We start from the raw sequence: 18550 nt of genomic DNA on the forward strand, positions 1-18550 counted from the left end.
AAAAACTTTTTTCAAATTATAAATTAAAAAGAAAACCATTGATTTTCATCTTAATAAGAACAAATGTACATAAGGTGTGCAAATTTTTACGAGGTTTTTCCCGTTTTTAGGATGGGGAAATTTCCCCTATGTGCCTACTAAAATCCCCCATACTGCTAATAATTATTACAACTTTGCAAAAAAACAAGCACGAAACAATTTCTATGTTTAAAAGCAAAAATATGATGCATCTTAATTATTGCAAAGAAATTTAGGTTGCATTTTGTAAAGTGAAAGGTTGCATTTTGTAAGATTTCAACTTACATAATGTAAAGAATCATTTTATTGATAATCAACAGTTTGCAATCACAATTTTACAAATCCAAAAGGATAGTTTACACAATGTAAAATCGGAGTTTACATGATGGTAAAAAAAACTTTACATCATGTAAATCATTCGATATATTTTTACAGCTAAAAACGTTTTGTCCAATGAATAATTTTTCGAGACATCCAATTTCGGTAGGTAAAAACATTGAAAAGTTTAGGAGGATGCGTGGGCTGAAACAGGAAACTTTGGCCGAAATATTGGGTATTTCACGCCAGACACTGTCAAAAATAGAGCAAAGCGAAGAGGTTGAAAGGGAAAAGCTACAACAAATTGCAGAAGCATTAACGGTATCCGTTGAAGCTTTGGAAAATTTTGATGAGGATAATGTCGTAATAAATATTGAAAATATGAATGACGAATCGCGGCTTTATCATTATAATTTTAATCCTTTGGAAAAGCTTATCAAGATTATGGAGGAAAATAAGGCTTTATATGAAAGGCTACTTCAAGCCGAACGGGAAAAAAATACCCTTTTGGAATCCCTACTTAAAAGTAATAGTTGAAATATAATGAAGGTTTATTTCAACGTCAGTGACAAATACCAAACCGGACTTTTGCTGAAGCGCCCCGGCCATGCCATATCAAAACGGATGGGATAACCTGCCAGCATGGTTCTTATGCTATAACCAAATGAATTTAACTGATCATCTTTTAGCGGAAGCCCTGTAGCTCCGGCAGTTTTGGCAATGTCGGTAAATAAACCGATCTGTAAATTTTGAAGGGATGTAAATGATGTTTGTAGCGGAATTAAGGTTTTAAAAACCGGAAAATAAACGTCCACGTTCAATAAGCCGTACCGGCTGCCGTAAATACTGTTTTGCTCATAACCCCTGAAAGGTGTTACAAGTGTTTGAAACGCGAAAGGCGCATCCTGTGCAAAGTGGACGGATGTATCTACACGCGTTACCAGGTTATTATCAAGGCCTCCAAAATTATAGAGTATTTTACTGGGGCCTGCGCTGTAGCCACCTTGCGCACGCACTACCAGGGTAATGTCTTTTACCAAAGGCTGGCTGATACTTGCATTTATTTGTACACCCATGAGCATTGTAGATTGCTTGCCCGTAGATGCCATGCCATCCAACAAAATCTTGCCTTCCCAACCTCTTTCCAGTAATGGTATGGTAGGTTGGAGCTTATGAACTTTCAATGCTATATTACCAATGCCCCACCACGATAGCAGGTCCTCATAATCGAGGCTATACCGGTCGGTGGAAAGAAAAATAGTTTGGTCCCTGCGCGCTGCGAGGCTATAATCCAACGACCAATCGTAATGCAATGGTGTATGAAAGCCCAGTTCGTAATAATGTGTTTTTACCTTGGCAGCGGCAGGATATGGGTTGCCTTTATTGTCTCTCCAATCCCTGGTAGGATCAGGGTCGAGGCTTTCTACTTTCCTGAAAAAAAGTAAATGCCAATCCGTGTTTTTGGTATCGTTTTCATAACGTGTAAAGAAGTCGCTGCCTTCGGTACCGGCGGGTAAACGGTAGCCGATATTGAATTGATGGTTCTCCAACAGGTCGCTGAAACCACCTTGCACCATAGCGCCTACTTCCGGAAACTTAAAGGTTCCAAGGTAGGCCTGAAAGGGTTGATAGCGGTTGATAAAATAATCGTTATTTACCTGCGCACTGAAATACGCGCTGTATAATTGTAGCACATAAGGGCTTACTTTTTTATAGGTATAAGCTACGGCTCTTCTAACACTGTCCTCATGCAGTTGCGCAACATGCTTCTCATCTTCGGGATGTAATACTTTTTGCAAAAACGATGGCCCGCCACTGTTTGCCTTTGCCAATAAAGTTTTGATGCTATCTTTCGTTTTTAGATCTTTCAGATAATCTTTTAACCAAGGACTTGCGGCTACAGATAAGCTTGTGTTGCTTAATGGCAATTGACTGGGGTTAAACGTTTCCTTAAGCTGATAACCATTTTTGGTTTGGATAACGGTATAACTTTCACCTGTAAAATCAGGCATATGCCAGGAAATATAAGCGAAATCTTTTGAGACCAATGGTTCTTTGCCCTGTGCAACATCTTTTAGGTTTCCATCTATCGTTTTAAGGTAAATGCCATACGGTTTGGCAAGCGTATCGGTATGGTAAAGGCTGTCAGCCGGATAACCGCTTCTATATCCGATGATAGACTTATTGCCTTTGGCTAAAGTCAGTTCGGTATGATCGGCATTATCTTTTGTAAGCGGTGTATATCGAAGCGTATTGATATCGTAAGAAACAATATCGCTCTTTCCCCTTCTGTATGCTGAAAGCAGCCATCGGCCTGCGTTCCATTGTGTGGAGGCATTAATGCCGTCTACGCCGTAAAAGATGCGGTCAGTATTTGGAACGCCATTTTCATTAAAGGCCAGCCATTTCAGTTTTCCTTTTACGGGCATTATCAATACTATACTTTGTCCTTTTTCCGGGAAATATTGAAGCGGGTAAACGTCATTTGTATGTTCGTTCAACCAGGGCGGCAAAAGATAGTGTTTGAAAGGTTTTATTTTTAATCGTTTGTCCGATTTGTCGTTATACAGATCTTTTGTCGGGATGACATATACTTCCCGCCTGTTATTTTTTTGCATGATGAAACAGGCCGCACTGCTATCCGCATTGAACTTCATCGAAAACAGTTGTGCCTTGTATGCCTTTTCCAGAAAGGATTGCAGCGTATCGTTAGGGTTATCGTTATCCTGTAAATTTCTGTTTTTATAATAAGTAAAGCATTGCGAAGTCAAAGTATCAAGCCTTCTTTTTGTTACAAGCCTTATACCACGCGATAACGATTTGCCTTGGCGCAATTGAAAAAAGATTTGCATCGTAGCATCCTGCCTGTATTTTTCCGATAGGAAATAACAAAAGGCTTGTCCCGCTAATGAAGGCTGTTGCTGTGTTAATGCTTCAAAGTTTTGCGTGACTGGCCTTGTAAGTACATGTTGTAAAGCTGCTTCATTTTCGATGCTCCAGCCTTTTGCAAAATAATCTATACAGCCTTCTTTAAACCAATTGGGTATCAACAGTTGTTTATTGGTAAGTTGTTCTTCCGCGTCGTTTTTAAATTGTTCCTCCCACAGCAGCCTTACCCACGCCTTCTTTATATGTTCCCTGAAATGTTCAAAAGAGCCGTCGAAAGCTACCATTACCCTGTCGCCTTTTAAATTGATGGTCGGGAAAGTCTGCACCTCTTGCTGATGCATACCGATATTGGATTCATACAACTGATCGAGCGATGGATAGATAATAATGTTTGGCGTACCCTTTACATCAGTCATGGTAGCTTTCTTTGCTTCGGTGATAATATCCGGAAGCTGTACCGATGCAAAACTGGCAAGGCTATCATAGCCTACAGGAAAATACAACTGAAATAAAGGCGTGTGCAAAGCCTTCCATTTATTGTTATGGAATTGAAACCTGTTATATGGGGGAGCCGTTTGCGCTGAAATTTGTGACGTTAGCCCCATGAAAATATATGCTGTCAGAAACAGGTAGGTAAGAAAAGACTTGATAAGATTTAGGGCATCCATAGGTCAGGAACGCCCACAAAAGTGCTTAAATAAATTTAAAAATCTTAACATTGCTGTTCGGCAAAACCCCTCCACGATGCCTAAACCAATATTTTTCACATTGCTCTGTTTATTATTACATTCATCTAAAAGCCTTGCCCAGCAAGGCGTTTGGGATGGAGGTAAGGAGCAGTTGCTTAAAGTAAAAGAAGCGGGAAATAAAAATGTTAACGCTGTAAAACAATGGAAGAAACACGCTGAAAAATGGGGACTTGACAGCAATTACAATTATGCATTTTCTTTATCCGGCAGATTGAACACCAATGGTTGGAGTGGCGGTGTGCAATATGTTCATGGGCAAAAACATCATAACAAAACCATCTGGCAACTCTATTTTTCAGAGATCAAACATGAAAAGGAAATTAAGCAACAAGGCCAGGCAAGCAGTTATAATGACCTCGGTAAAACGTCGCCTTACATTTTCGGCAAGATCAATAACGCCTACACTTTACAATTAGGTTTTGGTAAAGAACAAATGCTGTTCCCCGCCTTGATGGATGGTAATATGTCGGTAAGTTTTCGATACATCGCAGGGCCTGCATTAGCTTTGCTGAAGCCCTACTACCTCAAATTGATTTATGTTGATTATTTCCCGGAGCCGGTAGCACATCTTCAATCGGAAAAATATAGCGCCGGTAACGACAGCCATTTTATGCAACCCGGCACCATTCTCGGCAAAGACAGTTGGAGCAAGGGCTTGAGCGAAATAAAATATTTACCCGGTTTATTTGCCGAATGCTATTTTATCATTGAACCCGACAGGCCAAAAGCATTTATAAAAGCAGTTTCCATAGGGGGCAATGTAGCATTTTACAGCTCTAAAATATCGATCATGGCTGATAAAAAAGCTTATCCCTACCAGGCATCTTTCTTTGTAGGCTTAAGTCTTGGTAAAAGATGGAAGTAATTAAAAAAGCCAATAAGATACCTGTTAACCGGACACGCTTTTTTATATTTTAAGGTAAACCTTTATCAGAAAAACTTCCGGAGGATATATTTTTGGGAGCAATTATTATACCTCTCCACAAGCTTGTTTTTATTAAGAAGGCGGATTGTACGGGTTACATTGATGTGGATAGTAGACATACTGTAACGGTTATCATTACTATAAATAAGCTCCGTTAATTCTTTGATCGTACAGGGGCGTGAAAGTGTATCCATAGTAGTAATCACCTCATCCACCCACTCGTTATCAAAAAGTTTCGCTTTTTCTTTCAGGTCTTGTTGGTTATCTATAAGGCCATCGTACAGCCCCGTTGCCGAAATTTCCGGTAGGTTGCCGCCTAACGCCTGGATCTCCCTGCCCATCGTTTGAGCTTTATTAATAAAAGCAGGTAACGCTCATTTAATAATTGCAGGTGTTTTTCTTTTGTGTTCCTGTTTGCTGCCATAACAGGCTTCAAAATATAGCTTGCCCTTCAAATATTCATCATTTATATAGTTAATGATTTACAAAAAAGAAGTCCTGCATTTGTTCGCAGGACTTCCAAATTGCAAAATTCACCTTGCTAAATTCAAATAATCAAGTGCCTAAGTCATGCCGGATAAGGGTTTGGGATCAGGGGAAGGCGGAAAATCATTTCGCATCAGGATTCGGGCGGTAAAGGATTTGCTTTTGATTTTTGTATAACAAGGTGGCTTAATGCGGGATCATTGTTCATCCGGGCTATTTCGGAATCGACAATATCCTGCACCTCCTGTTTTATTTGAAGGTAGTTTCTTTGTACCATCGCATTATCAATCTGCCTTAATACGGGGATAGGTTTGTAGCTATTTTCTTCCGCCTTTAAAGCCGAATGGTCATTTAAGATTTCGCAATGGAAAGCTTTTAATGCTATTTTGTTATTGGGGTCGTCTGCTACCATACCGACAAATTCCCCGCTGGATAAAGCAGCTATTTTTGAGGCAGGAACGGCTGCTTCCAATTGTTTGCTCTTACTGATAGATGTATCCTGACGGTTGATAGAAAGGCTTTGGCGGTCCTGCATGATCTTGCCTATACGTTCTGATAACTGCTTGGCAGTATCTCCGGTAACCTGCCCCGATACGATGTTTCCAACGATTCCCATAATAACATCTGCCTGCTCCCGGCCATAGTCTTTTCTTAATTGCGAAACATCCTGGATACCCAGTGTTGTAGCTACTTTGTTACTCCTTGCCGTTGCGATCAGGCTGTCTATGCCATTTAAATAAATTGTCGGGAATTCATCAAATATAAGGCTGCTTTTCAGCTTCCCTTTTTGGTTAACCAGCTTTACCAACCTGTTTACATAGAGTGATAATACAGCACCGTATATCTGTATCTTTTGTGGGTTATTGCCCATGCAGACCAACTTGGGTTCATCAGGGTTATTGATATCCAGCGTGAAATCCATACCTGAAAGTACATAGTATAACTGGGGTGAGGACAGCCTTGCCATAGCTACTTTTGCCGATGCGATCTGTCCTTCGAGTTGTTCCATTACGTCGTTGAGATAGGCATTGACAAAGGGATTGATAAGCACTTCGATCTCTTTTTCCAATCCAAGTACGGTAAATAAACTATCATAATCCAGTTGCATAAATTCGATCACATGGGGCAATGTGCAATAGGCGCCATCCTCGTATTTACGAAGGAACCAGATGATAGCCGATAAGAAGTTAATAGGTGATTCTACGAAAAAATCACCCTGCTTTTTGATCCACTCGCGGTTAAGCCCCATAAGTATTGTACGTGCCGATTCTGTCGCGTCGGTAATATCAAGCATCCCGGAAGGCTCCAATGGGTTACACCGGTGGCTGCGGGTCAGGTCGTCGAAGTTGATAAAATAACAGGCCGACCTACCTTTATACTTGTCCTTGTTTTTTAACCAGGTATTATAAACTATTACCGATAAATCCGGAAACTTGAAATCGTATGTGAAGATGGCAAAGCCCTTTTTGATGTGCTGCGTAATAACATGGCGTATGACAAAGTAACTCTTGCCTGCACCGGGCGTACCCAATACCAAAAGGCCGCGGAAAGGGTTTATAATATTGATCCACGAATCCCTGACCTTATTTTTAAGCCGGTACCTGGCAGGCAAATTTACACTGTATTCGTTTTCAAGTAACCGGTCTTCCTGTGGAAACGTTTCGTTTTCGCTATTGAAAATATCGTTTTCCAGGCTATCTTTTATGATCTTTGAAAGCATGGTGCCACCCGATAATACAAGCATAAAACCCAAAGATGTTAGTGTTATATAAATAATGGCAAGTGTAGTAAACGGCCACTTGATAAGCAACAAAAGGCAGCTTATAAAGTAAGCCAGCAGTCCCGATATTAAATAAGCAAAGGCCGCTTTATAGGTCTGCTTTTCGTCCTTCCTGCCTTTAACGGACAGAAGCGAAATAAAAAGGAAAGCCAGGGCGATCAGCTTTGATTTTTGGAAATTACTGTATAGCCCTGTCTGGATGATGTTGTTTATTAAACGGTCTGAAAAGGTTGATGTAAGCTTCCACTCGTGGAAAGCGGCATATAAATAATAATAAAAGTGGAGTGACAAAAGGGCTATTGCCATCATCCTTGTCATGTCCGTAATCTTTCTTAAAGCCTGTTCGTTTTCTCCTGTCTGCATTTCGCTTTAGTTTTAAGTTTATAAATGGGTACTGCGTTTTTTCCTTTTCTTGCGTGTCTTCCGCAATTCATAGGGCAGGTAATTATTGTTGTATTCGGCCTGCATGAGTTCTTCCAGCAGGCTTTTATCGGCAGGGTTCGCCACAGGGGTTGAAGGCATCGGTGTTGTATTGGTAGCATCGCTGCTCATGCTTTTCCTGATGGCACCTGCTTGTTTCAATGGTTGTTTAATTGCCTTTGTGGTTTGTTCTTTGGCCTGCGGTGGTATGGGGCTACACCGTTGCAGTATAGCAGTTGCGCTGTAGGCTTTACCGAGGTCATTACCATTAAAAACACATTTCTTTTTATGGTCAACATAGGTAATACCATAGAGTAAACCGTCCTTGTTCTGCCGCAGCACCACATCAATGCCGTCCCGTGAAAGTACCTGTATCAGGCGTTTTAAGCCGATGCTGCCTTCTTTTATAATGGCAAGGTCAATGGCGTTTTTAATCCGCGTCTTATGGGGCGAACGCAGATTTTCATTCTTTGCAAACTGGCTTTCAAGGTATTTAAGTCCGGGGTTGCCAAAGAATACACTTGCTTTGATCGGAACGCCAATGGGGTTTCCGAAGCTATCAAGCACCCGGTAAACAAGGCCATTGTTTTTTAGTGTACGGGAGCCTTCGGTACCTTTATCTGCCATTACATTATAGAGGCCCAGCACCGCATTTAATTCGGGCAGGGAGGTGTAATGATAGGTGGAAAGGATGCCTTTAAGAACCGTATTGATCGCCCGTTTGGTTTCGGTCTTGCCATAGCTGGCCTTCTGGAAAATAAGCGGTTTAAGTTCATAGGCCAAAGCATTTTTACCTTCGGCCTTTACTAAACCATAGCGTTGTTCCAGTTCCTTGCGTGCGGGTTCCGATTTTTTATACAGGTCATGGAAGCCGATAGCCTTACCATTCATTTGGATGTTTGTAGAAAGCACATGAACATGCGGATGGCCTGCATCATAGTGCTGATACACTAAATAGGGCTGGTTGCCAAATCCGATCTTGTCCATATAATCCCTTGTAATTTCCTGTAACTGTTGCCTGGAAAGGTCTTCGGAGGGGTCAAAGTTCAGCGTTACATGCAGGCAATTGTAGATGCTTTTATTGAGCGATGACATTTTTTCAAGCATCTTTAACCTGTCCTGTTCGGTGAGTTTAGCCAGTTCCAAAGGATAGTTCTCGGCCATAAAACACTCCGCTACACCCTCTTTCATTTTGTTCTCGTTATAATAAAATGTTGCCTTGATGGACTTGGATTGCCTTATGATTGTAACCATAAAAGGGAGCTTTTATTGATGATAAAATGTATGTCCTCAATCTTTTTTAGCAGCATCCTTTTTTCCAATTCATAGCTTACGAACCAGGCCTTTATCTCCGGTGTCCCCTTTAATAAATGTAGTTTATGCACTGCCTGGTTGAAGTTGTTGCCAATGCTTTTTAGCTCGCCGCGAAGTAGTGTCAGCTCTGCAATTACATCCTGTAAGGACTGGTTGCGGTAGCCTTTTATTATCGGTTGGGATAGCATAATACTCCTTGAATAATCACTAAAGTTGCCCTGGCCTGATGCTTTGAAATTGGCCTCTATTTCTTTTCTTTCGTCCTCAGACAGCCGCAGGTGCAGCCATTTGTTACGGTTGTTTTTTTTATCCTTCATCACGTATCGTTTTCAATTAAAAAATAGATTATACACTTGAAAGCCACCTGCCCACGACTTCGGAGTGAGGGCAGCCAGAAGCCGGTTGTGATACAACCGTATATCTGGCGGATTTCGGCAAAGCCGGAAATCCCCGTGGCTTTTAGGGGCATGGTAGCCGCTATGCAGTTTGGGGCCCGCATTTAATTACGATGGCTTTATGCCTTTCTTCCTTTGCTGGACAGTAACCTGCGCCATTGGCTTTTTACACAAAAAATCGTTCAGGTCTTCGTGGCTTTTATACAGGCCGCTTTCGCTGCGGTAAGCTTCACTTAGTTTACAAGCGGCGGCGGTAAATTTTTGGCCTGCAGCATTGTTATCCAAATAGAGCCTGATCTCTTTATAAGATTCCATAAGCGGCATTGACTTTTCAAAAAATGAAAGGCTGTTGAGGATAAGAAAATCAGAATTGATTTTGTCGGTATTTTTAAAGAGCGTTTGAAAAGAAAGAAAGTCAAAGAAGCCTTCAAAAACAGCAATGGCACTATGGCCGTTTTTAATATGGGTTACAGCTTTGGGGGAGCTGCCATTTTTAAAATACTTATTGCGTAGTTCATAACCGCCCGCATCGTTTTTAAACGCTATCGCAAAGTATTCCTTACCACCGTTGGTATAGGTGGCCTCCCTGCAAAATTTACCGGCAATATCCACAGGGATCTTTCGGCTTTCCAGGTATTGGAGTAAAGCATAATGGCGTAGTTGCCTTACTTCGGTAACAATGATCTTCGGTGCTTCTTCCAGTATTATATTTCTTTCCTTTTGGGGGATTTGCAAAAAAGAAACATTCCCGTTTAACTTTGCCATAAATTCCGCTACCGAACATTTATGATAACGGATACCGAAGTCGATCAGGTTACCGCCCTTGCCTTCACCGAAATCATGCCATAGGTTCAGCCTCCTGTCAACTTTAAAGGAGGGCGATTTTTCTTCCCTGAACGGGGAATAGTACCAGTAATTATTACCGGTAATTTTTTGGGGTTCAAACCCGATGGTAGACAGGTAGTCTACCAGATCTAATTTCCTGGCATCCTCGAAAGAATACCGCTGCCTGTTATTTTCCATACTTCACGTTTTATCATCCCACTATAAGCAGTGCATGTGAAACAAAATTAGGAGCAAGGAATTACAAAAACGGGCAGCCTTTAAATTCTAAAGGCTGCCTTAATCAAACAAAACTAAATGCGTTGTACAATCCATAAAGCGGTGTAAAATGCAATGATGTTTTTGCAAACAAAATTCCCAATGCGTTACTTAGCATTTCAAAAAGAATCATCAATTATTATTAAAGCTAAAGGGGAATATGAGATTTATGCTAATGACACTTGCAATGCTTATGAGTATGGGATGTGCCGCACAAAAAAAGGTCGATTTAAATGAGGTACATTTTAATGAAGATATGGAGGCTTTCGTAAAAGATGTGCCGGAAATCCATAAAGGCAACCTATTCACTACAACGGATATGTTTTCTTATGGTGTCAGTAAAAACAGCACTTATTATTTCAAAGATTTTTTACCTGCGCATGTTGAGCTGCTTTCCTATAAAGACCAGCTTGCCGGTTTCTCTTTTAAAATGAAAACATTTGAAGACCAGCAAAAGGTAGAAGGTTACCTGCGTCAAAAATATAAACTCGCCTTCAATGCAAAAGAAACTACCGACGTTACCTCGTGGAAATACGCCGATGATAAAATCATAGTAGTTTTAAGGTCGGTTCCCAAAGAAGCATTTGCAAAAGGCATGAACGGGTACCTGACTATTTCCCGTTCGGATTTTTCAGCTGAATATGACAGGTTGATGCAACGGTAACGTTTACATAAAGATTAATAGGCAATTAGGCTAATAATTGTAAATTGCAACACTTTTCTCATACACAGAGAATTTTGGTTCAGGGGCTATTCTTAGCCCCTTTTCTTTTGCTTATCAGGCTTGCCATATCTATTGAAATTTCGAAAAAGGAAGGAATGCATTAACGGAATCTGTTGCCGAAGCCGTTAAATTCTAAAGGCTGCTTTTCCGTCCATTGAAATTACTTTTACAGCCTTGTTTAGTGTTAACGATAAATGTGAAAGAAAGATGGAAAACAACCAAATGATGAGCGTACTCTATGATGCGCTGCTGGCAAGCCCCGGCATGAATGAATTGGTAAAGATTGACCTAAAGGTCAGCCGCAAACAGGTATTGCTATTAGGGCAGGTGATGGAAGCAGGGCTTACAAACAATAGCCCCGAAACATCGGGGCTGTTATCAGCCATGCCGGAAGGCTCAGCAAAAGAACTCATGGAAGTAATACAGCAATGTATGGGAAAGGCAGAGCTTACCGAACTAAGCCAAAAACTCAAATCCCTTACGGCAGCAAAAAACAAGTGATCAAAAAATTTCAGTATCCCGTTCTCCGGGATATTGTTTTTTTAACGCTACTTCGAAATAGCCCGGCATCATAGGAAAAATATTATAAGCTTATAAGAGGTTATGAAAAATCCATAAATATTAACCGCTGCTTTGTTGGATAACATTCAACAAAAAAATGAAAAGAAAATGGATGATTTTAACGGCTTGCACTATGGTAGTGCTGGCCGGATGCAGCAAAGAAAATGTTTCACCGTTAAAAGTAGCAAGCAGCAGTGTTACGGCTCAAAATTTACGATTTGTCGATCCTGCCGCAAATGCAGCAAATCCGGTGGACAGTATTGGCAGGCTTCATAACCTTATCCTTGATTCGCTAAGGCATTATTACAAAAGGACCGGCGATACTACTTGGGCAGGTAATTCAAGGTACCTATCTGATTATTTCAAAAAGTACAGGGGTGTTACAGTAAAACAATTTCATAACCCGGCCCTGTTACAGGCAGTATGCAAGGATTACAAGGCTGTATTTATGTCGGCACCATTAACGGATGCCTCCCTTAAATTTATGGGGATGTTTGCCGATGCGCTGGCGCAAATAAACGACCTCGATCACTACAGTGTATTTAAAGGGCGGATAATGGATGCTGAGGCGATGATCTTAAAAGCCGATATCCCGGAAAGTGAAAGGACAAAATTATTAATGACCGCATCGGTACTGCGTTATTCCGGCTATTATTGGATGGGGGCATTTGCCAATGGGTCGGTAACACAACACCCGGTGCCGGATGGTTTTTTCAGGAAGGTAGCGGGCGTAATCGTCGGTATTGCAGCAGATGCCAGCGTACTTGCCTTCAATTACATTTTTGGCTATGATAATATTTTGGATGGCGCGGACACGATGAGCGAATGCTGTGGTTATTACACCGGATGGTATTGATAGGACGTTTTTGCAAACCATGAGATAGCGCCTTTGAGATTTTAAAAATGTTTCCGCATCTGTAAGCGATTACAAAGGCTATAAAAAACGCGCAGCCGATATTCCCAAAATGACCTTGTAAATAACACTGCATTTTGGGGGTATCGGCTGCTCCGCTTCCCGCCGCTGCTGCCCGTTGTTCACCGGCATTGTAGCAGGATAAAAAAAATAAAGTAGAAATATTATGGTGCCTGAGTGGACGGCGTTTGCTTTGGTTCGTGCTCACGCTGGGCATATCCTGCAAGCATTACATAAATGCCAAAAAAGATAAATACCAAGCCAAGTAATTTCAACAGCCGTTCGCCCAATGTAAGTACCACCTTTTTTTCATAACTGCTAAAAAGCTGCACCCCCGCACCATTACGGCGGTTAAACCTCCTGCGGTTTATCCAGTAACGAAGCGCAAGCCCTATAAGGACTATAAAGCCACCGAATAGTTCAACGGACTGTCCTGAACTAATAGAAAAGATGCCTAAGACCATACCATTAAAAAAATTGTGTTCCATTGCCGTAGAATTTAGTATTAAAAAAACGTGCTAACAGGCTTTATAATTGTATTTTCAATTGTAAAGCCTGTCATAAATGTTATTGTTTTTCCGATGCTTTTTGTTGCAGCCCTAAAAGCTTTTCGTAAAAGTCATTCCAGTACCTCAAAACAGATTCATCAAGCCTTTTCAAATTTAGCGTGTCCGCAGTTGTTTGATAAGATAAAAATTCCTTAACAATAGCTATAGAACCTTCTATATCGTTTATGGTAAATTCCTTACCGGTTAAATCTTTTATTATCATTGCTTCCATTTTTAAATGTTTAAGATTGCAGCCGCCTTGTCGGGCGGCTGCTTTTGTTTTATGACTACTTTTGCTCCCGCATTTCAGCTATGCGGTTTTGCAAATCTTCAATCCTCGGATTGATTTTTGCCTCCCGTTCGCTTGCTTTTGCTGCTTGTTCGGCTTCCACTGTTTGAACGTCTGTTCCGGCTTCGCTTGCCATTTGGTACAGGCAATAACCTGTTACATTTCCCGGATATTGGCTTTCTGATTTAGCCGCTACCGCAAGCCTGATCAGATAACAGAACTGTTGCTCTGTCATATTTTGCAGGGCGGCATAAAGGGCCTCTTTGCTATATTCCTGTTCCCCCAATAAAAAGGCATCGGCGTTGCGCTTTACTAAATAGTCCAATGATTGGTACACCAAAAGCCTTGCCCCTGTAAGGTCGGCGGCTGTAAGTACCTGTTCGGTCGGCATTTCAAATAAGCTGCTTTTGAAAAGGCCATGTACCTGCAACTGTATTTTATCAAGGTCGATCTCTTTAGACCTCTTTTCTTTGGTGGTAATACGTTCTATCTCCGCTTCCAATAATTCAGGGGTAACCGTACCTGCTTTGATGGCCTCCTGTACTTCTTTTGCGGTTACTTTAGTTTGGTTATAATCGTTTTGCTTGGCAGGGTTAAAGAGTACTATCTGTGTCTCCCTGAAGCTGACGTACAAACCTTTGAGGTTTTCGCTGTTTTGATAGGCTTCTTCGTAGGCCGCCAAATTATCATTGTATTCCTGCAATGCTGCGTTATAGCCTTTCTTGTCAAATTTGGTTTTGCCTTTATCCGTAGTCAGGGTATAGGTTCCCTCCTGTGGCATTTCAGGTTTGAAAAAACGTTTTATATCATAATAGCTGTATTCGGGAAGCCCTGCGGTTTCAGGTAAGGAATCAATGATGATCTGATAATCGGCGGGGATGTTAGCCGTTTTCAGTAGAGCGTCGGGTTGGACTTCTTTAATTACCTTACGGATATTAATTTCTGCCTGTGCCAGGCATTTGTTTTTAAAACAAGCCTTGTTATTACAAACGGCTTCCTTAGCCAGTTCAGGAAAAAGGGTTTTAATGGTTGCAGAATTAAAAGGGCATCCGGTACATGCTCCCATATCAGGAACCAAACTTTTGTTGCGCACATTAAAGGGCGCATTTTTCAGGTCATATTTAAATTTTGAAACAAAGTAACGCACATTACCGATGACTGATTTATTGTTTTGCCAGTCGCTGCAATACTCGTCGAAAAATTCCTGTTGGGATTCTGTGGCAAGTGTTGCAATTTCCAAAGCATCTTGTATGCCGATCTTATCGTTTATAAATACTTCCTGCATAGGTGCAATCAGTTGGGATAACCTGATGCGGTTGTAAATAAATGCCTTGGATTTGCCCAGGCGCAACGCAATTTCATCAATGGTTTTTCCGGTGCTTTGCAGCAGGGCAATATGTTGCGCCTCATGCAATGGGTGCGGATCTTCCCTTTGCATGTTTTCGGCAAGCTGTATCTCAATGACCTGTTCGTCGGTATATTCCTTTACAACAACAGGCACTTCGGAAATCTTAGCGATCCTTGCCGCCCTAAGCCTCCTTTCGCCGACCACAAGCTCATAGCCTTCCTTTGTGGACTTACGCACTGTAAGGGGGCTTATAATACCATGTACGGCCAGTTCTATCGCAAAGCTATCAAGGTCAGATTGGGAATATAGTTTGCGGTAATTAAGCGGGCTAAAATGGAGTTGTTTAACAGCAATAAATATCTGCTCCCCGTTTTCAACGGCTTGGGCTTTTATCGGCTGCGTTGCTGCGCCTTGTGACACGGTACGGTTTTTACCAAATGTCCTTTTAAGGGTTGCTCTTTTACTCGCTGTTTTATTTTTTGCTCCTCCTTTTGGAGACTTAACTAATGTTGACATAAAAATTAAGTTTAAAAATGAATGACGTTGTTAAAAAAATGAATGTTGATAGGCTTCTAAGCTTCGGAGGAACGGAAATAATGCCCGTTCGCCCTTGATGGATCGCGTCCTTCCGTTAGCCTGATTTCAGCATGGTAGCACCTTGCGGCTCGTTTGGCAAGGCAAACGGCTGTTTGCCAATCGGGCAAACACCGTTTGTGTGCCTTTATCAAATCCCATGCGGAATGGTTGCCATTTTTCCTTATCTGGAAATGATATTGCGTTTTCATAGGATGTGTTTTAAAAATCCCTGTGACTGGATATTGATAAGCCAATCGTTTGCAAATTCTGTGTGGTCAAGTTGCTTTTTACGGTGGAACGTGGTGAGGCTTCCATTTAACATGCGTACGCACTCTTCATAAAAGCCCAGGTTTGCTTGCCGGAACAGGTAAGGGGCAACTTTTACCTTTTCATAATCTGCCGTAAAGCCGTTGCGTTCATCGGTTACGATAAAACATACTTCGGGGTCTTGCATCAGGTCACCGTTTTGCTCGTAATAATGGCAAAGGCTGTACAGGTTTGCCGTTCCCCAGGGCGTGTTAATCCCTTTGCCTATATGCTCAATGGTCAGGGGCATAAACGGCTTATTTTCAATTTTGCGGTGTTCCCCGTCTTTTAAGCTGTCTATTAGCTTTATAAATATGATCGTTGCACTTTTATTTAAAAATTCCATTGTTGAAATGTGCGCCCCTTATACGGCTGCGCCCCCGTTTAAAATGTTTATGAATGTTTGGATGGTTATTGATTGAATGAGGGGTATTTACCGGCTAATTCCTTGGCAAGCCTGACCGCATAGTTATTTAGCTGCCGTTGAAAGGCAGATTCCGACCTGCACCACACAAAGCCATAACTACGCACGAACCTGTAGGCTTCTTTGGAAAGGCGGGAAGGGAAAAATAATTGTACCCTGTTGGCCTCCGTATTTTCCTTAACCCGTACGCCATTGATGATGTAATCTTTTTCTTCCCTTGTTTCAAGCCTTTCCAGTCCTTTAATGCGCTCTTTGATACGCCTGATACCCGCATTGTTATTTTGGAGTTTGTAAGAAGGAAAACCCGTAGTTTTAAAGCAATCGGGAGTATTTATTTGTGTCCATAATTGCTCTGTGCCAAAGGCGTGTTTTAGAAATGTTTCTTTGTCCTTTTTCTTTACGCACTTATTGGCAAGCTTCATAAACTCCTGTACCGATTCAAGGCCTTGCAGCTTGTCGCGCAGCTTATCCAGCGCTTTAGGGTCATCATTAAAGATGGCGTCATTACTGGCGATGGTTTCGGCCTTATCTTCATAGTAACCGGCCTTATCCATTTTTTCAAATGATTTGCCGTAGGTGTTGTGGATTTTATCCCTGTACCTGCGGTCTGCTTTTTCGCTGTGATGGCCGATTAGTATAGGCTGCCCCATCGGGATATGTGATGCCATTTCTTTGGCGTTGTTAAAAAGCCTTTCGGATTCCTTTTTATTTTTTGCTGCCTGGTCTTTGGCGTAGCCGATGCGGTTTTGTTTGCGCTCTTCAAAATTGTGTTTCATAAAAATGTGTTGTTTAATGGGTTGTTATGCCTGTTCGTTAATCGGTTAAAATGCTGTATGCCGCTATTATCTTTTTGCTCATTTCCTCGGCTTCGGTAATGCGGTGTTGGTTGCGGTCGGGATGCCAAAGCATAATCATTTTGCGGTATGCTTTTTTTATTTCCTCCTGTGTGGCGCCGCTCTTAATGCCTAAAAGGTCGAAGGGCGTTTGCTGTTGCTTCTGTAAAATTTCCTCGGCTTCCTCTTTACCCATACGGTTTTTAAAAGCCGTTTTCCAGTCCTTTGGGCTGCCAAAACCTTTACTTGAATCATAGGTTTTGTACCCGTCTAAGAATCCTTTTGCCATGTTTAAAAAAATTTAATTGTGAATGATATTTACTTCAAAGGGCTTTTCATTGGCAGGTAAGCCCACAGCCTGTAAATGCTTGCATCTGCGGAACCGTTTCCATCCCGGGCAACTGCAAGCCCAATACCTTTTTTTCTTATTTTGGGCAATGACATAAAGCCTGTTGGATGATTCACTTTCAATGTTGAATCTGAATTGCCATTGGTCGTTATCGGGTAACATGACCCCGGTTGCAATTTTTAATGTAGGTAGCATAACGATGTATTTTAAGGTTTGAAAAAATGGATTAATGATGCGCAAAGGCTTTGCGCTGTTCGCTGCTGATGATTTCAGAGCCGTATTTGCTGCGGATTTCATCGAGGGATTTTTTGCCGCCCCGCTTAACCTTGTAGGCCTCGCTACGGAAATACCACGCCTGTTTTTTGGAGGCAAAAAATAGCCCCGCTTTTTTGAGTTCTTCCCTAACCGGCTTGGTATTGCCCGTTACCCAAATCCAAAAGCCTATTTGTTCTATCAGGATGGCAGGGAGGTAAATAATCTGTTCAATTACTTTGCGGTATTCTTCGGAAAAGTTCATTTCCTGTTCGCGCTGTTCGGCGGTAAAGCTTGCCCCGCTTGCGATCTTGGCCGTTACAAAGGCATATTCTTTATTGATCTCCTGCATAGTCGCAGTATCGCCGCCCCTGTCGGGATGGTACTGCATGGCTAATTTTTTGTAGGTGCTTTTTACCTCGTCGAGTGTTTTGCATTGCTCAAAGAATTTCATAACTGTGTCTTTTTTGTGAATGATTTTTTAAACTTTCTTTCTTTTTTTTCACCCGCCCCCGGAGGGCTTTTTTCCATTTCGTGGAGCGGGAAGAAATGAGGAAAAAGAAGACTTGTTCGAGTGAGGTACCGGAGAACTGTTCTGGCGGAGCGTAGCGGAGACGGGACTGTTCGTAGGTACCGGCGAACAAGTATTTTTGCCGATATTTCTCCGCTTCACGGAATGGAAAAAGGCACCGCGTGCGGTGCCCGTTCTTTGCGTCATAGCTTATACAGGAGTGGAGATTAAAGTAAAAGGCAGCTTAAAAACAAAAAGCGGCTGAAAAGAAAAAGCAGGTTACAAGTCCGGGAGCGATTGCAGCGGCATCCTCCGAAGGAGATATAGCGGAAAGCGCGGCCGCATGGCGGCCCGGCAATGTTTGAGGGATTTAAAGGTTTTTAAGGAAAAGTATTTTGTTAAGGATTGATGCCTAACATTGTAACGCGAATAAAAAAAAGGCTTATGTTTATTCCTTAATTACTAAACCTTTCGCCCTGATCGAATTGGATTTAAGTTGGAACCTGTTTTACTTAAAGATT

Annotated in this window: 20 protein-coding genes; 5 read left to right on the top strand and 15 right to left on the bottom strand. The window is 41.7% G+C overall.

Annotated elements, in window-relative coordinates; genetic code table 11:
* The first annotated feature begins 471 nt into the window (after nucleotides 1-471).
* A complete protein-coding gene (locus tag MTO98_RS09440) occupies nucleotides 472-873 on the top strand; it encodes a helix-turn-helix transcriptional regulator (protein ID WP_243486405.1) in 402 nt (133 codons plus the stop codon).
* Nucleotides 874-887: 14 nt separating this feature from the next.
* On the opposite strand, the gene MTO98_RS09445 is transcribed toward MTO98_RS09440, so the two are convergent.
* Nucleotides 888-3893 (bottom strand): hypothetical protein, encoded by a 3006-nt coding sequence (locus MTO98_RS09445; protein WP_243486406.1) that lies wholly within the window; start codon nucleotides 3891-3893, stop codon nucleotides 888-890.
* 76 nt (nucleotides 3894-3969) lie between these two features.
* Here MTO98_RS09445 and MTO98_RS09450 point away from each other — a divergent pair, with 76 nt between their 5' ends.
* A complete protein-coding gene (locus MTO98_RS09450; RefSeq protein WP_243486407.1) occupies nucleotides 3970-4839 on the top strand; it encodes a hypothetical protein in 870 nt (289 codons plus the stop codon).
* Nucleotides 4840-4904: 65 nt separating this feature from the next.
* On the opposite strand, the gene MTO98_RS09455 is transcribed toward MTO98_RS09450, so the two are convergent.
* From MTO98_RS09455 to MTO98_RS09475, 5 genes are all read right to left on the bottom strand, one after another.
* The gene (locus tag MTO98_RS09455; protein WP_243486408.1) at nucleotides 4905-5240 is read right to left on the bottom strand and encodes a hypothetical protein; all 336 of its coding nucleotides are present in this window, start codon (nucleotides 5238-5240) and stop codon (nucleotides 4905-4907) included.
* Between the two features lie 278 nt (nucleotides 5241-5518).
* Entirely contained in the window at nucleotides 5519-7528 is a 2010-nt protein-coding gene (gene mobC / locus MTO98_RS09460) for a conjugal transfer protein MobC (protein WP_243486409.1), read from the bottom strand.
* Between the two features lie 18 nt (nucleotides 7529-7546).
* Nucleotides 7547-8839, bottom strand: coding sequence for a relaxase/mobilization nuclease domain-containing protein (locus MTO98_RS09465; protein ID WP_243486410.1), 1293 nt, complete (start codon nucleotides 8837-8839; stop codon nucleotides 7547-7549).
* Complete coding sequence (locus MTO98_RS09470; protein ID WP_243486411.1) at nucleotides 8824-9216, bottom strand: plasmid mobilization relaxosome protein MobC; 393 nt, start codon at nucleotides 9214-9216, stop codon at nucleotides 8824-8826. Before MTO98_RS09470 ends, MTO98_RS09465 begins: the two co-directional genes overlap by 16 nt.
* A gap of 186 nt (nucleotides 9217-9402) precedes the next feature.
* Nucleotides 9403-10317, bottom strand: a complete 915-nt coding sequence (locus tag MTO98_RS09475; protein WP_243486412.1) for a toprim domain-containing protein — start codon at nucleotides 10315-10317, stop codon at nucleotides 9403-9405.
* 238 nt (nucleotides 10318-10555) lie between these two features.
* Here MTO98_RS09475 and MTO98_RS09480 point away from each other — a divergent pair, with 238 nt between their 5' ends.
* From MTO98_RS09480 to MTO98_RS09490, 3 genes are all read left to right on the top strand, one after another.
* Complete coding sequence (locus tag MTO98_RS09480; protein WP_243486413.1) at nucleotides 10556-11059, top strand: hypothetical protein; 504 nt, start codon at nucleotides 10556-10558, stop codon at nucleotides 11057-11059.
* 267 nt (nucleotides 11060-11326) lie between these two features.
* Nucleotides 11327-11620: a hypothetical protein gene (locus MTO98_RS09485; RefSeq protein WP_243486414.1), complete on the top strand. Its 294-nt coding sequence runs from the start codon at nucleotides 11327-11329 to the stop codon at nucleotides 11618-11620.
* Nucleotides 11621-11777: 157 nt separating this feature from the next.
* Nucleotides 11778-12536 (top strand): hypothetical protein, encoded by a 759-nt coding sequence (locus MTO98_RS09490; protein ID WP_243486415.1) that lies wholly within the window; start codon nucleotides 11778-11780, stop codon nucleotides 12534-12536.
* A 221-nt stretch (nucleotides 12537-12757) separates the two neighbouring features.
* Here MTO98_RS09490 and MTO98_RS09495 read toward each other — a convergent pair whose 3' ends face one another.
* The 9 genes from MTO98_RS09495 to MTO98_RS09535 form a co-directional block, all read right to left on the bottom strand.
* Nucleotides 12758-13081: a molybdenum ABC transporter permease gene (locus MTO98_RS09495; RefSeq protein WP_243486416.1), complete on the bottom strand. Its 324-nt coding sequence runs from the start codon at nucleotides 13079-13081 to the stop codon at nucleotides 12758-12760.
* A 79-nt stretch (nucleotides 13082-13160) separates the two neighbouring features.
* Nucleotides 13161-13373 carry a hypothetical protein gene (locus MTO98_RS09500; protein ID WP_243486417.1) on the bottom strand — a complete coding sequence of 71 codons (213 nt, stop codon included), beginning with the start codon at nucleotides 13371-13373 and terminating at the stop codon, nucleotides 13161-13163.
* 55 nt (nucleotides 13374-13428) lie between these two features.
* A complete protein-coding gene (locus MTO98_RS09505; protein ID WP_243486418.1) occupies nucleotides 13429-15294 on the bottom strand; it encodes a ParB/RepB/Spo0J family partition protein in 1866 nt (621 codons plus the stop codon).
* 56 nt (nucleotides 15295-15350) lie between these two features.
* Nucleotides 15351-15563: a hypothetical protein gene (locus MTO98_RS09510; protein ID WP_243486419.1), complete on the bottom strand. Its 213-nt coding sequence runs from the start codon at nucleotides 15561-15563 to the stop codon at nucleotides 15351-15353.
* A complete protein-coding gene (locus MTO98_RS09515; protein WP_243486420.1) occupies nucleotides 15560-16006 on the bottom strand; it encodes a hypothetical protein in 447 nt (148 codons plus the stop codon). The genes MTO98_RS09510 and MTO98_RS09515 overlap by 4 nt, the downstream gene beginning before the upstream one ends.
* Before the next feature lie 65 nt (nucleotides 16007-16071).
* Nucleotides 16072-16860, bottom strand: a complete 789-nt coding sequence (locus tag MTO98_RS09520; protein WP_243486421.1) for a DUF3560 domain-containing protein — start codon at nucleotides 16858-16860, stop codon at nucleotides 16072-16074.
* Between the two features lie 37 nt (nucleotides 16861-16897).
* Entirely contained in the window at nucleotides 16898-17206 is a 309-nt protein-coding gene (locus MTO98_RS09525; protein WP_243486422.1) for a J domain-containing protein, read from the bottom strand.
* Between the two features lie 12 nt (nucleotides 17207-17218).
* Nucleotides 17219-17461, bottom strand: a complete 243-nt coding sequence (locus MTO98_RS09530; protein WP_243486423.1) for a hypothetical protein — start codon at nucleotides 17459-17461, stop codon at nucleotides 17219-17221.
* Between the two features lie 31 nt (nucleotides 17462-17492).
* Entirely contained in the window at nucleotides 17493-17972 is a 480-nt protein-coding gene (locus tag MTO98_RS09535; RefSeq protein ID WP_243486424.1) for a DnaJ domain-containing protein, read from the bottom strand.
* Nucleotides 17973-18550 lie beyond the last annotated feature (578 nt).

Source organism: Mucilaginibacter sp. SMC90 (genome assembly GCF_022811725.1).
Lineage (GTDB): Bacteria > Bacteroidota > Bacteroidia > Sphingobacteriales > Sphingobacteriaceae > Mucilaginibacter.

Bases quoted from the DNA above. Each gene is read 5' to 3' on its own strand.
- MTO98_RS09440 (WP_243486405.1), top strand. From the start codon at position 472: ATGAATAATTTTTCGAGACATCCAATTTCGGTAGGTAAAAACATTGAA.
- MTO98_RS09445 (WP_243486406.1), bottom strand. From the start codon at position 3,893: ATGGATGCCCTAAATCTTATCAAGTCTTTTCTTACCTACCTGTTTCTG.
- MTO98_RS09450 (WP_243486407.1), top strand. From the start codon at position 3,970: ATGCCTAAACCAATATTTTTCACATTGCTCTGTTTATTATTACATTCA.
- MTO98_RS09455 (WP_243486408.1), bottom strand. From the start codon at position 5,240: ATGGGCAGGGAGATCCAGGCGTTAGGCGGCAACCTACCGGAAATTTCG.
- mobC (WP_243486409.1), bottom strand. From the start codon at position 7,528: ATGCAGACAGGAGAAAACGAACAGGCTTTAAGAAAGATTACGGACATG.
- MTO98_RS09465 (WP_243486410.1), bottom strand. From the start codon at position 8,839: ATGGTTACAATCATAAGGCAATCCAAGTCCATCAAGGCAACATTTTAT.
- MTO98_RS09470 (WP_243486411.1), bottom strand. From the start codon at position 9,216: ATGAAGGATAAAAAAAACAACCGTAACAAATGGCTGCACCTGCGGCTG.
- MTO98_RS09475 (WP_243486412.1), bottom strand. From the start codon at position 10,317: ATGGAAAATAACAGGCAGCGGTATTCTTTCGAGGATGCCAGGAAATTA.
- MTO98_RS09480 (WP_243486413.1), top strand. From the start codon at position 10,556: ATGAGATTTATGCTAATGACACTTGCAATGCTTATGAGTATGGGATGT.
- MTO98_RS09485 (WP_243486414.1), top strand. From the start codon at position 11,327: ATGGAAAACAACCAAATGATGAGCGTACTCTATGATGCGCTGCTGGCA.
- MTO98_RS09490 (WP_243486415.1), top strand. From the start codon at position 11,778: ATGAAAAGAAAATGGATGATTTTAACGGCTTGCACTATGGTAGTGCTG.
- MTO98_RS09495 (WP_243486416.1), bottom strand. From the start codon at position 13,081: ATGGAACACAATTTTTTTAATGGTATGGTCTTAGGCATCTTTTCTATT.
- MTO98_RS09500 (WP_243486417.1), bottom strand. From the start codon at position 13,373: ATGGAAGCAATGATAATAAAAGATTTAACCGGTAAGGAATTTACCATA.
- MTO98_RS09505 (WP_243486418.1), bottom strand. From the start codon at position 15,294: ATGTCAACATTAGTTAAGTCTCCAAAAGGAGGAGCAAAAAATAAAACA.
- MTO98_RS09510 (WP_243486419.1), bottom strand. From the start codon at position 15,563: ATGAAAACGCAATATCATTTCCAGATAAGGAAAAATGGCAACCATTCC.
- MTO98_RS09515 (WP_243486420.1), bottom strand. From the start codon at position 16,006: ATGGAATTTTTAAATAAAAGTGCAACGATCATATTTATAAAGCTAATA.
- MTO98_RS09520 (WP_243486421.1), bottom strand. From the start codon at position 16,860: ATGAAACACAATTTTGAAGAGCGCAAACAAAACCGCATCGGCTACGCC.
- MTO98_RS09525 (WP_243486422.1), bottom strand. From the start codon at position 17,206: ATGGCAAAAGGATTCTTAGACGGGTACAAAACCTATGATTCAAGTAAA.
- MTO98_RS09530 (WP_243486423.1), bottom strand. From the start codon at position 17,461: ATGCTACCTACATTAAAAATTGCAACCGGGGTCATGTTACCCGATAAC.
- MTO98_RS09535 (WP_243486424.1), bottom strand. From the start codon at position 17,972: ATGAAATTCTTTGAGCAATGCAAAACACTCGACGAGGTAAAAAGCACC.